This is a genomic window from Bacillus sp. EB106-04-02-XG92 (genome assembly GCF_058791995.1).
This window is the reverse complement of the sequence record NZ_JBYTEA010000016.1, coordinates 49,855-62,245: the sequence shown is the minus strand read 5'-3', so window position 1 is coordinate 62,245 and position 12,391 is coordinate 49,855. Positions and strand designations below refer to the sequence as shown.

Below are 12,391 nucleotides of genomic sequence, written 5' to 3'. Positions count from 1 at the left end.
GAAATAGTGAGGAGAGAAAGGTACGTATGAAATTAAAAGCGTTATATATACAAAACTTCCGAAATATTAAAATATCTATAGTGCATGATATGAAGGGTATGAATTCTTTTATAGGTAAAAATAATATAGGGAAATCAAATTATTTAAGAGCAATTAGATGTTTTTTTGATGCCCTGAAATCTCAATATTTATATAGTGAAGATATTTTAAATAAAGAAGATATAATGACCGGCGTTAAAAGTAGTGACCTAGCGTTAATTGGATTGTTAACCAAAGGTAATACTACTTATGTAGCATGTGTAGGGTGTATACGAATAGCTGGAAAAATTCATACTTATCATCATATTACAGAGGCGTTTGAGGATGATTTTGAAGATTTTATTGAATCTCTTTCTACGTATACCATTAAAAGAATACAATATGGTGAATTTGTTAAGGATTTTCTTAATAGAGTTAGAAGGGTTAAAGAATATAACATCCTGGTAGAAAAACATAAAAATGAGTACGAAAAAATTGCATCTTTAGAGATGGATTTAAAAATAGAAGAGACCATGAATGCTCATAAATATATAGAAGAAAATTTAGAATTATCAGCAAGAACCGTGAGGTTAATAAAAAGTAAAAAGATTAATATAGGTAGCATGAAAGAAGATATTCTGTCTTTGATAAAAGGGAATATAGATTTTTTAAATGGAAGAATTCAGGACATATTTGTGGAACTAAACCATCAAGAAGAATTTGTTATAAAAGAATGGAAGGAAATTCTTGGACCAACTGCTACCCGCAAGATTCATTTTTATAATGAGAATATTACAATTCCAGCAGCCCTTGGGGAAATTGAAACAATGTTTCAGGCTGAAAAAAAAGAGGTAATAACATTAAATGATGCCCAAACATTATTTTCATTAAAAAATAAAAAAGAGCGTGCGAATGATTGGTTGAATTTCAAAATGATGTGTAAAAAAATATTAGATATAGATATAGATGTTTTTTTAAATTCAGAAAACACTCCGGTTATTGACATGGGGAATAGTTGGATAAATCTTAATGGAACTGGAATAAGAGAAGTTTTTCGAATAATATTAGATATAGAATCATTAAATCCTAATGTTATATTTATTGAAGAACCAGAAACACATTTGCATTTTGAACTCCAACAAAGATTGAGTGAATATTTACATATAAAAGCGGAGAGTTCTCAAATATTTATTACTAGTCATTCGACAGCCTTTGTAGAAGAGATATATGATAAAGCAGTATATCTAATTAAAAGAAAAGATCAGCAAGAGAATAGTATCCAATTATTAGACTCAGAAAGTTTGGATGAAATTATTAGTGAATTAGGTTATAATGCTCAGGCATTGCTAATAAAAAGAATGTTGGTATTTGTAGAAGGTAAAACGGATAAAGCAATTATAGATACATATTTACAAAAATTTTATCCACAGATGTTGTCTAAGATAGGTTGTATTGATATGAAGGGGGAAACGAAATATAAATACTTTGCCAACGCGGAATCATTAGAAATTTTTGAGAAGACCGGTGTAGAAACATTCTTTATTTTAGATTCAGATTATAAAACACAAGACGAAAAAGACAGAAAGATTAGTCAACATCCGGAAAAAAGCAGTTTGGTTTTTTGGTCAGGAGTGTGCATTGAAAATCTATTTTTAAATCCAGTAGTTTTAGCTAAGTTTATTACAGCTAAAGATGAGACAAAAAAGAAGGAATTAGATGAAATAGATGAAATAATGAAAAAGACTTATGCAGATATAAAAATAGACTCTTCAAGAAAGTATATTCGTGAAAAATATATGAAAGCTATATATCCAGAAAAAAGTTCTAAGGATTCTGTAGATGATACTGAGAGCTTAAAAGCATGGTTTAATGAAAAAAGAACTAAAATGAGAGAAGAATTAGATTTAGAGGTTGATATTGATAGCATTGTCGAAGAGTTTGATGCTTTGTGGGAAAATAAATTAGATGAGGTTGTACCGGGGGATAAGTTTTTAATTAAGTTCTGTGAAAATATAGGGAACCTTACATATAAAAAGAATGAAAAGAATGTCCGATATTTAATTGAGGATCTATCGCAGGAAGAGTGGCCAATTGGTTTTACTCAAATTATGGAAGAAATCATTCAAAAAGCTAATAATAGAGTATTAGAGAGTGTATAGAGAAAATAAAGCAGTCTAATTATATTCTTAGCAATAAAGTAACCATTTATCTGTTATGCTGATAGATAAATGGTTACTAATGATGTTTAAAAGATTAGCTTTTCTTTCATTTTACGTTTTTTTTTATATTAAAGTTGTTTAATTGTAGGAGAATGAATAATATATCATTTTCTACATTTTTATTTGTTTAATTCTTCTTTTTTATTAACAATTTCATAAAGACAAAAATCTTCATTAATCTTTATTACAATCGCAATTAACAATTTCAAAATCAGTAAGTAATTTTTATAGTTTATTTCTTCATTGCTATTGGCTGCATTTCCTAATCTACCGTGTGCATATTTATTTCGTAATTGAGGACCATTTTGAAACTTGCTATTGTTCAAATAGTAATCAAACATATCTTGTTCTAACTTAGAAAATAAAGATGATTCGAATTCTACTTTATTTTCTTGATGCATTAATTTTACTTCCGCCTGTAGTGTCTCATGCAATCTATACATACTAATTACATTATAATGGTAAAGTTCATAAAGAATTTTTATTCTTAAAGGATTTTTCCATCTTAAAAATCTATCAATAATAGATATGTAATCATTATCTATAAGATATTGCAGTTTTGTTTTTTGATAGTCTTCAAATTCATCTATACTCACTTGATGTTTTTGTAACAAATCAAAAAATGTTTCACTATCTTTCTGTGGATTTCTTAAGTATCCAAGGGACGTTTGGTCTGAAAATAAAAGATGAAAAACTGGATTTAAAATATCCTTCGCATATATATATTTAATGTTTATTAAGCTAGGTACTTGACCGAACGTTATCCCACCGGATGATAATGATAGCATTTCGTGATTAACCATCCCATAATCAACATAGCTTTTAAATTGTTGTAATACATATTCTATTTCTGGCAAAATATCCCTACATTTTTCTTTATAGGATGATCCTTCAGAAGGTGCTGTAAAAACGTAGTCTGAAACGGAAAAATCTTCTTCAAGATAAGTTTTAAAAAACCATTCGAGTACATCTTCTAATCTAATATTTTGCTTTTTTAATAATGGATAATATAATGCTAGTGAAGCATCTGTTGATATTTCATTAATTTTGAAAGCTGTATTAACATGATAGTCCCTCTTGGCTTTTAATTGAAACATATCTAGAAGTGATGTTCTAGTAGATATCTTATTTACAAAGTTAATTCTTCCATTATTATCAATAAACTCAAATAACCAAAGGAAATTATTTAAAATAGTTTCAAAATCCAATTCCTGTTCTAAATAGGTTTTATTATACACTATTTCAAGCTCTGTACTATCTAATTTTTGTTCTACTAACTTAGGTGCATCTTTTTGCAGCACAAACTTATACTCAGTAGATACACCTGAACTATTTTTAAACAGTGACTCCTCGATATTTTCCTTTCTTTTTTTAGCTTTCCATCTATGTTCATCTGTGACAGAAAACTCTTTTGTATTATGATTATTAATAATTAGTTGTAAATAGTTAGTATTCGCTTCTGGAGAATCAATATAATTACTAATTAACACATTCAATTCATCTTTTGTTAACGATTTAGGTAAATACAACTGCTTGTTATTTATTTTAGAATCGACAACATATTTATCAAATAATAACTCTATATTTGATGGATTTCCTAATACAAAGTGTTTTACCGCCATTCCGTAATTCTCAACAAGTTGAGGTTGTTGACATACTTGAGTGATTAAAAATAATTTCTTTGATAGTAGGGTAGCAAAAGTATTTTCATCTATCCGATCTTTCAACTGATATTGTGCAAAAAGTTTTAAAAAGTCTTCTTTATATTCCCAATGCAATGTTTCAACTAATAACTCGATATTTACTTTATCAATACTTGAAAAATAACGTGCGACATAGCCTTTTATACCTTTACAAATTCTTTTTAACTGTTCCTTATGTTCATCTAACCATTGAGTAAAAAATATATCATTTTCTATGTAAAGTGTACAATTATACAGTTCCAAAATATCATTAATTGTATGTACCTGTTCTTCTTTAAAGTTTAATATTAAGTCTTCTGCTTTCGACAAATAATGACTAGCAGCTAAATCAGTGGTACTATAAAATTTTACTTTTTCCACAAATACATCTCCTTTGAAATATATAAATGTAATAACGTTATTGTCACTCCACATGTATACATAGGTTTTATAAGAAAAAATGATAATTAAAATGTGATTAAGGATGATTTTTAGATCGTATAATAATTGTCCTAAAAAAATTTGGAGGTACAATTGGATTTGAAAATATTATCTTCAAAAGGGGGTTATTGATACAATACCTTAATAAGATTAAGAATTTTTTGTTTATCGTAATCCGTTAGAACTTGTCCATTAAATTTAAGCTTTACATTGGAATTTAATAGTTCTTCAATATCTAAATCATTATTTAAAAATTGAGCTACTAGTTCGTATCCAAAATTGTCTGCAAAACTTTGCACCCATGTACTAACTGCCATTGTCCCCGTAACATAGTTAGTAAGTTCTTCAGTACTATGACCAGTAAGAATCATATTTGTATCAACATTAAATTGGTTTGCCAGTATTTTAATATCTTTGGCAGTAGGAATTGTATATCCTCTTTCCCAGTTTGATATCACTTGAGAAGAAACATTAATATTTTCTGCAAGTTGTTGTTGTGTCCATTTTCTTTCTTTTCTCAGTGATTTGATTTGAGATCCAATTGAAAACTTCTCAAGTATTTGCTTCTCTTTCATAAATAATGTTCGCTCCATTCCTTGTTATGTCTATAGTTATTTTAGCATTATTAACGGATTTTGAGAAAAATATATAAAAAATGGTTGAAAATAACGAATTACGTTAGTATAATTTAACTAAATCCGTTATATTATATTTCTATCTATATTTTTTTGTAGAAAACTAACGAAATCCGTTATAAATGATATTTTGTATTAGTGTACATAGTTTTTTAGGTGAGATTAAAAAATATTTAAAGCGGTTAGAAAAATGAATAATTCAATAAGAGTTTTATTTTAATTGAATTATAGAAATTTGAAAAAGATTTTGTATAGGTGAAGTCGATACAGAGATGGGGATTAGCTAGGTTTTGATTTGGAAATGCAAGCAAGTCCTGCCAGGCTGTTGATAGCTAGAAAGGCCAGGCCTCCTAAAGGACTGGCCGTCTGGCTAGCAGGGGCTTGCATAGGTTGCATATCAAGATTGGGAGTTTTTATTGATTAAGAACTCCGCAACCATATAACATGCGGGGTTCTAATTACAACATCAGGTAAGGAGGAACATATATTGATTATTAAAGGTATTGATACAGTTGAATTTGGAGTTGAAGTCTTTGACTATTTTCAATCTTTAAAAAGCACATTAGATATGCTAGCTTTATTAAAATCTAAAGCTCAAGAAGAATCCAAAGAGTATGAAGTTGAAATAAACGGAATTAGTTTGAAAGTGCATAGAAATGGGATTCCTTTCTATTCCTATAAGGTATCGTGTAATGATTTCCTAATGTACTTTATGGATAAAGAAGTAAAAAATACGTCACCGATTAAAGTACGATTTCTTGCATCTTATTTATGGTCACTTGGCTTTGAAAAGGCTGTTAAAGAATTTCTTAATTGGTTAAGTGGTTTTGGAATCTCTATAACAGATACAAAGTTATCAAGGATTGATGTATGTGTAGATAGTGATGAAACTCCTTTTACTAAATATGATTTGGAGAAAGTAGTAACTAGAGCAAGAGGGAAAGTAAATCATTTTGTAAATGATGAATATTACAATGGAAGTGAATTTAGTGGTTTTACAATAGGGCGTGGTGATCCATTGTTGGCACGTATATATAATAAAACGCTTGAAGTGAAAAAATCTCAAAAACTGTGGTTTTATGATCTGTGGAAAGAGCATTTATGGGATGAAATAAAATCTGTATGGAGGGTTGAATTTCAAATTAGAAGAAAATGTCTAAAAGAATTTGGAGTTAGCTCTATAGAAGATTTTATTCTAAAGGAAAATAATATTTGGTCTTACTTAACAATGGAATGGTTAACCCTTAAGATTCCATTATCAGATAAAAATAAAACTAGGTGGCCGCTAGATCCTAGGTGGACTGTCGTTCAAAAAGCCGATTTAACACAAAATTTTTCTCCCATTATAAGAAAAAAAGTGAAAATAGGGAATACAGAACAGCTATTAGATCAAATTGCTGGTTTACTTATTTCAGTGGGAGCCTTAAATAATCATAATAGTTTAGAGGTTACTACTAAAATTGCAAAGAGATGGACTGAATCAAAGTTAAATAAGAAAAACACTACTTTTGATCAAGAAAAATTACAGCGAAGCAGACGATTTCTATCAACTCATTCATGCTAAAATAGGAGGATTTTATGAATACATTAGAACAATACCCATCAGTACTAGATGTTGTACATATTCAACAAATATTAGGAATTGGAAGAAGACAAGCTTATGAGTTGGTTAACTCTGGGGATTTTCATATAGTTCGCATAGGGAGAAGAATTAAAGTATTAAAGACTGTCTTTATCTCTTGGTTAGAAGGTAGCGATGTAAAGGAGGAAAATTAATTGGCTGGTTCTGTAAAAAAAGATGGTCACAGTTGGTATTATGTACTAGAACTAGGGAAAGTAAATGGGAAGAGACGGCAAAAAAAGAAGAGGGGCTTTAAAACAAAAAAGGAAGCACAAAATGCTTTAACTGAAGCAGAACATGCTCTTTTAAAAGAAGGTACATTTAGTGAACCTTCTAAAATGTTGTATAAAGAATATTTAAATAGTTGGCTTGATGATAAAAGGATACTTATAAAAGAATCAACCTTTAAAACTTACAGTTGGTTAATAAATAAATATATTATTCCTAATCTAGGAAACATAGAAATTTCCAGAATAAGACCAATAGATATCCAAAAATTGTATAATGAGATAATAAAGATTAATTTATTATCAAGGGATAATGTACAAAAAATACATTCTTTAATAAATGATTCTTTAAAAAAAGCTGAAAGGTGGGGGTTAATAAAACGTAATGTTGCCTCTTTAGTTGATAGACCTAAAGCATATAAAAGTAAATTGAAAGTCTGGGATATAGGAGAGGTTAAAAGTTTTCTAAAGGTAGCAGAAAGTAGTAGATATTATATTGCATTCCTTTTGGCACTTACTACAGGAATGCGACAGGGTGAGATATTAGCCCTAAGATGGAAAGATATTGATTTTAATAATAATACACTTTCCATTAAGCAGACTTTAAATCATGCGGGAAACAAAATAATAGCAGGAGCAAAAACAAAGTCTGGACAAAGAAGCATTGCATTACCTAATGAAACAATAAATTTTTTAGTGAAGCATAAAGAAATCATTGATAATGAAAAAAGGGTGGCAGGGATTTTATATATAAACCATGATCTTGTGGTATGCACAAATATTGGGACACCATGTTTACCTAGAAATTTATTAAGGTCTTTTTATAGCTTAATAGAGAAAATAGATATAACAAGGATTAGATTCCATGATTTAAGGCATACACATGCAACTTTGTTATTGAAAGAAGGTGTTCATCCTAAAGTAGTTGCAGAACGACTTGGACATTCAAATATACGTGTCACATTAGATACATATAGTCATGTATTACCGAGTATGCAACTTGAGACTGCAAATAAAATAAACCAGCTATTATTCTAAGTTATTGTACAGGAGGATGTTTAAAATGGAGAAAAATGTTGTAAATGATTTATTAAGACAAAATACGCCGATTAATTTTATTGAAGGCAAGGATATAAGGGTGGTTATTCAAGATGATGATATTCAAAATGAAGGATGGAAATCAAATGTTAAGGCTATAAAATTTTTAATTGATGAGTTGCCTGTAGGATTTATTCAAAAAGATACAGAAGACTTTTTAATTAATGAAAAAATTACTTTTCTTTTACTTAATTCAATTGCTGAATTGTTGAAGGATAATGATCCTATTGGATTTATACGCAATAAAAATAATATGGAAGTAATAAGCTATTTCATAGACTTAGTAAGTGATCAAAAATGGGAATCTAATCCGGCTTTTCAAGAGTTTATTTAAGAATGAAACTAAAAACATTTGAAGGAGATTATTGATGTCTTATTGCTATTGTACGAAGTGTGAGAGGGTTTATAGATGTGAAGATGTAAAAATGTGTTGTGGTAATAAAAATAATTTAATTGATTGGGAGGAGTTTGCTTTTATTATGGGATATCCTTTATATCCTGTTAAGAAGAAATATGATTGGTTTCATTTGGATTTATATAAACGTTTAGATGCTGAATCTATGTCTGATCTTAGGGAATATAGTCCTGAACTTTTTTATTATGAGTTTAATGGCTGGAAAGAGAGTGAATTAAAAAAACATAAATAATAACGTAATATCATTATAATATGATTAATTATTTAGGACAAAAGTCATAAAATAAATATCCAAATTGTATCCTTTACGAAATGATTTAGGACAACGTCCTAAATTATTTTGTAGAGGACAGCAAGCGGAGCGCGGTAGTAAATGAACAACTTTATGGTGGGGTGACCAATATGTGACCAGAGAGTCTGTGACGGCTTTAAAATTAATAAATATAAAATAGAAACCCCTTGACTATCAAGGGGTTTTTCATATGACCCCGGAGAGGCTCGAACTCACGACCTCCACCCTGTCAAGGTGGAGGCCTTTTGGAAATATTAATCTTTTTTCTGTATTATAAATTCCCAAAACTTCTTTAATTCCTCTCGCTTTTGGGGAGAGGCACTTTTAATAGCTGTAAACCATTTCTCTAATTCTATATCATGTACTTCGTTATGATTTTTTGCAATGAATCCTATCTCTTCTAATAAGGATTTAGTACTTATATTCATGGCATTTGCTATTTTTTCTATTACTAATAGTGTTGGTTCTACTGGTTTTCCAGTTCTGGAATCTACGCCTTTTTCAAGTTTGTCTATATAAGTATGACTAACATCACATTTTTGAGCAAAGTCGCGTAAGGATAGTTTATTTGCTAAACGATAATTTTTAATAATTTCACCAAGAGTTTTCTTCATGTGTAATCCTCCTAGTACAATTGTAAACAATAATTTACAAAAAGAAACTAAAATAGAGAAAAAATATGTAAAACATTGTTGACGATAAAGTAAACTATGGTTTACAATTGTTTTGTAATCGAATGAATACAAAAATAAAAGGGGTTGGAGAAATGAATAAGATAGCTGAGTTGAGGAAAGAAAAACTAATGTCACAAGAAACATTAGCAGGACTTGTGGGATTATCCCGCCCATATATCTCTGATATAGAGAATAATAAAAAACAACCCAACGTTAAGTTAGCTATAAAAATAGCGGAAATACTGGGAACAAATGTAGAATCTATTTTTGGGTCTCGTTGTAAATTATAGTTTACAATAGGGGGTTAATTACTAAATATCAGCTACATCACAATCTAGAAAAATTTAGTTCACAGTAAATAATATAGAAAAGGAAGTGTTCAATATGAATATGAAAACATTTGAAATGCGTGAAAAACGATTAGCAGAACTACTAGGTGCAAAAGTACTATGGGAGTTTATAAGTGCCGTCACAGAGGAAATTGAAAAGCAAGAATTGGAGTCTATACCAGGATTGTTAGAAGATCTATTCATACATGTGAAAGAAACCATTCAAATTCAAAATACGAACAAGAGCATAACAAAAGCCCCTGTAAAAACAGAGGCTGGTAGTATAGATAAAGATATATTATTTATGGAAGCGTATGTAGAATTAATCAATCATAAATTTGTTATTTCTGAATTAGTTGTAGAGCTTTCATCTGTTCTAAAAGAATTAAATTGTTTTGTTCAATCATCTTTGCCACTGCTTCAAAATAGGCTTGATTTTCAAGAATCTCAATCTGCTTCTCTTTAGGGAACGTTTGAAGGATTTCCTTCATTTCTTTACACTCGTATATATTATTGTCCGCTTCTTCGATTAATTTATTGCGACGATTTGTGTATTCAAGTGCACCTAAAGTCGCTAATGCACGTGTATCTAGTCCTAGGATTTCCATGCATTCATCTCCTTTCCCTCTACAATAATTCGATAGGGGAAAGGAGATTCCTTTAATGATTTGGTAGAGTTTTTATATAGTTATATAACATGCTATTTATTAGCAGGAATACAATAGAATTAGACTTAAAAGAGCTGCTTAAAAGGAAGAAAGGGGAATCTAGTAATTCTCACTCTTTTTTATTAAATGCTAAATATGACACGTTTGTTTCCTTTTATCATGAATTTCACATGGGAATCTTTAAGTAAGATTAGGCAGCTATAGGGTATGTAATATGAATAGATAAACGAAATGAAAGAAAATGATAACCGTCAGTATTATAGGGGATATTAAGGGGTTCTCAAGTAATATTTCTTAAAGTGTTTAAGAGTGGGAATCTATGTAACACTCGTTACTTCAAAAATAAAAGATTAGACATTAAAATAGGTAAAAGTATTTAAGTTACTGGTATAGACGAAATAATGGAGCGTATGAAATTAACACATGTTGAAATAAATAGAAGGGGATCTTTGAGTAGGTTAAGCAGAGAAATAAGGCATGCTGAGAAAGTGGCTATTGAATTCGAAGAAGTTAAAGTGTGAAAGGTGTCACTTATGTAAGAATATCTATTGCTAATTTACTCTATATAAAAAAGCAGCTGCACAAAAGTACAGCAAGTCTTCTACATGTACAGAGATAATAAAATTGTTTAATTTACAATAGAGTCGTTTAAAACATAATAAAGTTGTTTAAAAAAACACCAGTCATGATATTCAACAATCGGCCCATTTTGTTGAATATCAGCAAAGAAGGAATGTATACAACTGTGTTGAAGTAGATTAAGGTCGATGTTTAAAAAATGGAGGGGTTATGGTGATTATTGAAACGACTGTGCAAGTTCGTGTTTCAGACTTTGAAAAGGGAAAGGAATGGTACAAGTCACTACTGAATAAAGAGCCTGATTTTGTACCTCATGAAGGATTTATTGAGTTTGAACTCGTACCCGGGAGTTGGTTACAGGTAGCCGAGGGAACGCCAACAGAAGGTAGCGGTCCTATACGCATGGGTGTGATGGATCTAGAGGCTGAAAGGGATAGACTGATAAAGGAATTATATATTGAGCCTTTTGAAATATATTCAAGAGAAGAGGTTCCCGTAAAATGGGGTAGCTTTACAGACCCGTGGGGGAATCGCTTAGGTTTTTTCGAATATTTGAATGAAAATGAAAAGGACGAAACAATAAAAAGAGTTCACGGGACGACGGCTAAGTAGTTAGTACGTATAACCACCCTCTCCTCAACTAAAGGGGTCTATTGTTGAATAAACCTTAGATTCTCAAACGACTTTATTGTTATCTTTTTGAGTACAGTGAAGAATCTTATATCGAAAATTAAACAACTATATTTTAACCCCGTCCTAAATTTAGAACGGGGTTATGCTTGTTTTAGGTATTAAAAAAAATAACTTTATTTTCTTTTTACAATACACAAATTTATATGGCCTTGATGACGAATTGGGATTGAGGTATATATAGTAATTGAGCTGCTAAAGAAGTTGTCGTGTTAGCAAATGGGTATGTTTCCTTATAAGGAAAATTACTATACACTATTTCATTCATTTCCAAGGTCGTAAACAGTTTTTTTAGGATTTTTTGAGAAATTTTATTTGTACAAGCAGCAATAAAATCAAAATCTTTTTTACTTATTTCTTGAATGGCGTGTGAAAGAAGGCTGGTGACTATCCCACTTCCCATCCAATCTGGATGACAAGCACCCATATCTAGATAGACCAATTTTTCTTTATCTAAATGAGAAAACTCAATAGATTCTGTCTCTAATGTATCTAAAAGTTGAAAAATAGGTTCCATTTGCGGGCATAGTTCAATCGCTTTCTCTGTATCTATTAGTGGCTGTGTTACTTTTTTTGTTAAAAGAACTCCAACAATTTGAAAATTTTCTATTGCTACAAATGACATAGCTTGAGATACAGCTTGTTTCATCATTTCTTCGCACATTTTGTGAAAAGAAGCAAAAGGAATTTGTAAACTGCTTACAAGAGGTTCGTTATTCACAAAAGAATGTGCAAGTAAATGTGCTGCATCTTTCACGTGGTGTGTATCTAGTAGCTCTATATTCATATGTTTTTCCTCTTTT

At 30.1% G+C, this 12,391-nt stretch carries 13 protein-coding genes; 9 read left to right on the top strand and 4 right to left on the bottom strand.

What is annotated here, in order from left to right; translation table 11 throughout:
• Positions 1 to 26: 26 nt before the first annotated feature.
• Positions 27 to 2,177, top strand: a complete 2,151-nt coding sequence (locus AC3WVA_RS26115) for an AAA family ATPase (RefSeq protein ID WP_492322291.1) — start codon at positions 27 to 29, stop codon at positions 2,175 to 2,177.
• Between the two features lie 179 nt (positions 2,178 to 2,356).
• On the opposite strand, the gene AC3WVA_RS26110 is transcribed toward AC3WVA_RS26115, so the two are convergent.
• Both AC3WVA_RS26110 and AC3WVA_RS26105 read right to left on the bottom strand, forming a co-directional pair.
• Positions 2,357 to 4,300, bottom strand: coding sequence for a hypothetical protein (locus AC3WVA_RS26110; protein ID WP_492322290.1), 1,944 nt, complete (start codon positions 4,298 to 4,300; stop codon positions 2,357 to 2,359).
• Positions 4,301 to 4,485: 185 nt separating this feature from the next.
• On the bottom strand, positions 4,486 to 4,935 hold the full coding sequence (locus AC3WVA_RS26105) for a helix-turn-helix domain-containing protein (RefSeq protein ID WP_492322289.1): 450 nt from the start codon (positions 4,933 to 4,935) through the stop codon (positions 4,486 to 4,488).
• A gap of 547 nt (positions 4,936 to 5,482) precedes the next feature.
• Between AC3WVA_RS26105 and AC3WVA_RS26100 the strand changes: the two genes are divergently transcribed.
• Genes AC3WVA_RS26100 through AC3WVA_RS26080 form a run of 5 tightly spaced genes read left to right on the top strand, consistent with a single transcriptional unit; the run spans position 5,483 to position 8,588 of the window.
• The gene (locus tag AC3WVA_RS26100) at positions 5,483 to 6,559 is read left to right on the top strand and encodes a replication initiation factor (RefSeq protein ID WP_492322288.1); all 1,077 of its coding nucleotides are present in this window, start codon (positions 5,483 to 5,485) and stop codon (positions 6,557 to 6,559) included.
• Positions 6,560 to 6,573: 14 nt separating this feature from the next.
• On the top strand, positions 6,574 to 6,771 hold the full coding sequence (locus AC3WVA_RS26095; RefSeq protein WP_048557220.1) for a helix-turn-helix domain-containing protein: 198 nt from the start codon (positions 6,574 to 6,576) through the stop codon (positions 6,769 to 6,771).
• A complete protein-coding gene (locus tag AC3WVA_RS26090; protein ID WP_492322287.1) occupies positions 6,772 to 7,881 on the top strand; it encodes a tyrosine-type recombinase/integrase in 1,110 nt (369 codons plus the stop codon).
• A gap of 25 nt (positions 7,882 to 7,906) precedes the next feature.
• Complete coding sequence (locus AC3WVA_RS26085) at positions 7,907 to 8,275, top strand: hypothetical protein (protein WP_492322286.1); 369 nt, start codon at positions 7,907 to 7,909, stop codon at positions 8,273 to 8,275.
• A 34-nt stretch (positions 8,276 to 8,309) separates the two neighbouring features.
• A complete protein-coding gene (locus AC3WVA_RS26080) occupies positions 8,310 to 8,588 on the top strand; it encodes an aldehyde dehydrogenase (protein ID WP_249278773.1) in 279 nt (92 codons plus the stop codon).
• 314 nt (positions 8,589 to 8,902) lie between these two features.
• Here AC3WVA_RS26080 and AC3WVA_RS26075 read toward each other — a convergent pair whose 3' ends face one another.
• A complete protein-coding gene (locus tag AC3WVA_RS26075) occupies positions 8,903 to 9,262 on the bottom strand; it encodes a helix-turn-helix domain-containing protein (RefSeq protein ID WP_492322285.1) in 360 nt (119 codons plus the stop codon).
• 152 nt (positions 9,263 to 9,414) lie between these two features.
• Here AC3WVA_RS26075 and AC3WVA_RS26070 point away from each other — a divergent pair, with 152 nt between their 5' ends.
• From AC3WVA_RS26070 to AC3WVA_RS26060, 3 genes are all read left to right on the top strand, one after another.
• Entirely contained in the window at positions 9,415 to 9,612 is a 198-nt protein-coding gene (locus tag AC3WVA_RS26070) for a helix-turn-helix transcriptional regulator (protein ID WP_492322284.1), read from the top strand.
• A 94-nt stretch (positions 9,613 to 9,706) separates the two neighbouring features.
• Positions 9,707 to 10,117 (top strand): hypothetical protein, encoded by a 411-nt coding sequence (locus AC3WVA_RS26065; protein ID WP_492322283.1) that lies wholly within the window; start codon positions 9,707 to 9,709, stop codon positions 10,115 to 10,117.
• Positions 10,118 to 11,111: 994 nt separating this feature from the next.
• Entirely contained in the window at positions 11,112 to 11,510 is a 399-nt protein-coding gene (locus tag AC3WVA_RS26060; RefSeq protein WP_492322282.1) for a VOC family protein, read from the top strand.
• Between the two features lie 220 nt (positions 11,511 to 11,730).
• Here AC3WVA_RS26060 and AC3WVA_RS26055 read toward each other — a convergent pair whose 3' ends face one another.
• A complete protein-coding gene (locus tag AC3WVA_RS26055) occupies positions 11,731 to 12,375 on the bottom strand; it encodes a GNAT family N-acetyltransferase (protein ID WP_492322281.1) in 645 nt (214 codons plus the stop codon).
• Between the last annotated feature and the right edge of the window lie 16 nt (positions 12,376 to 12,391).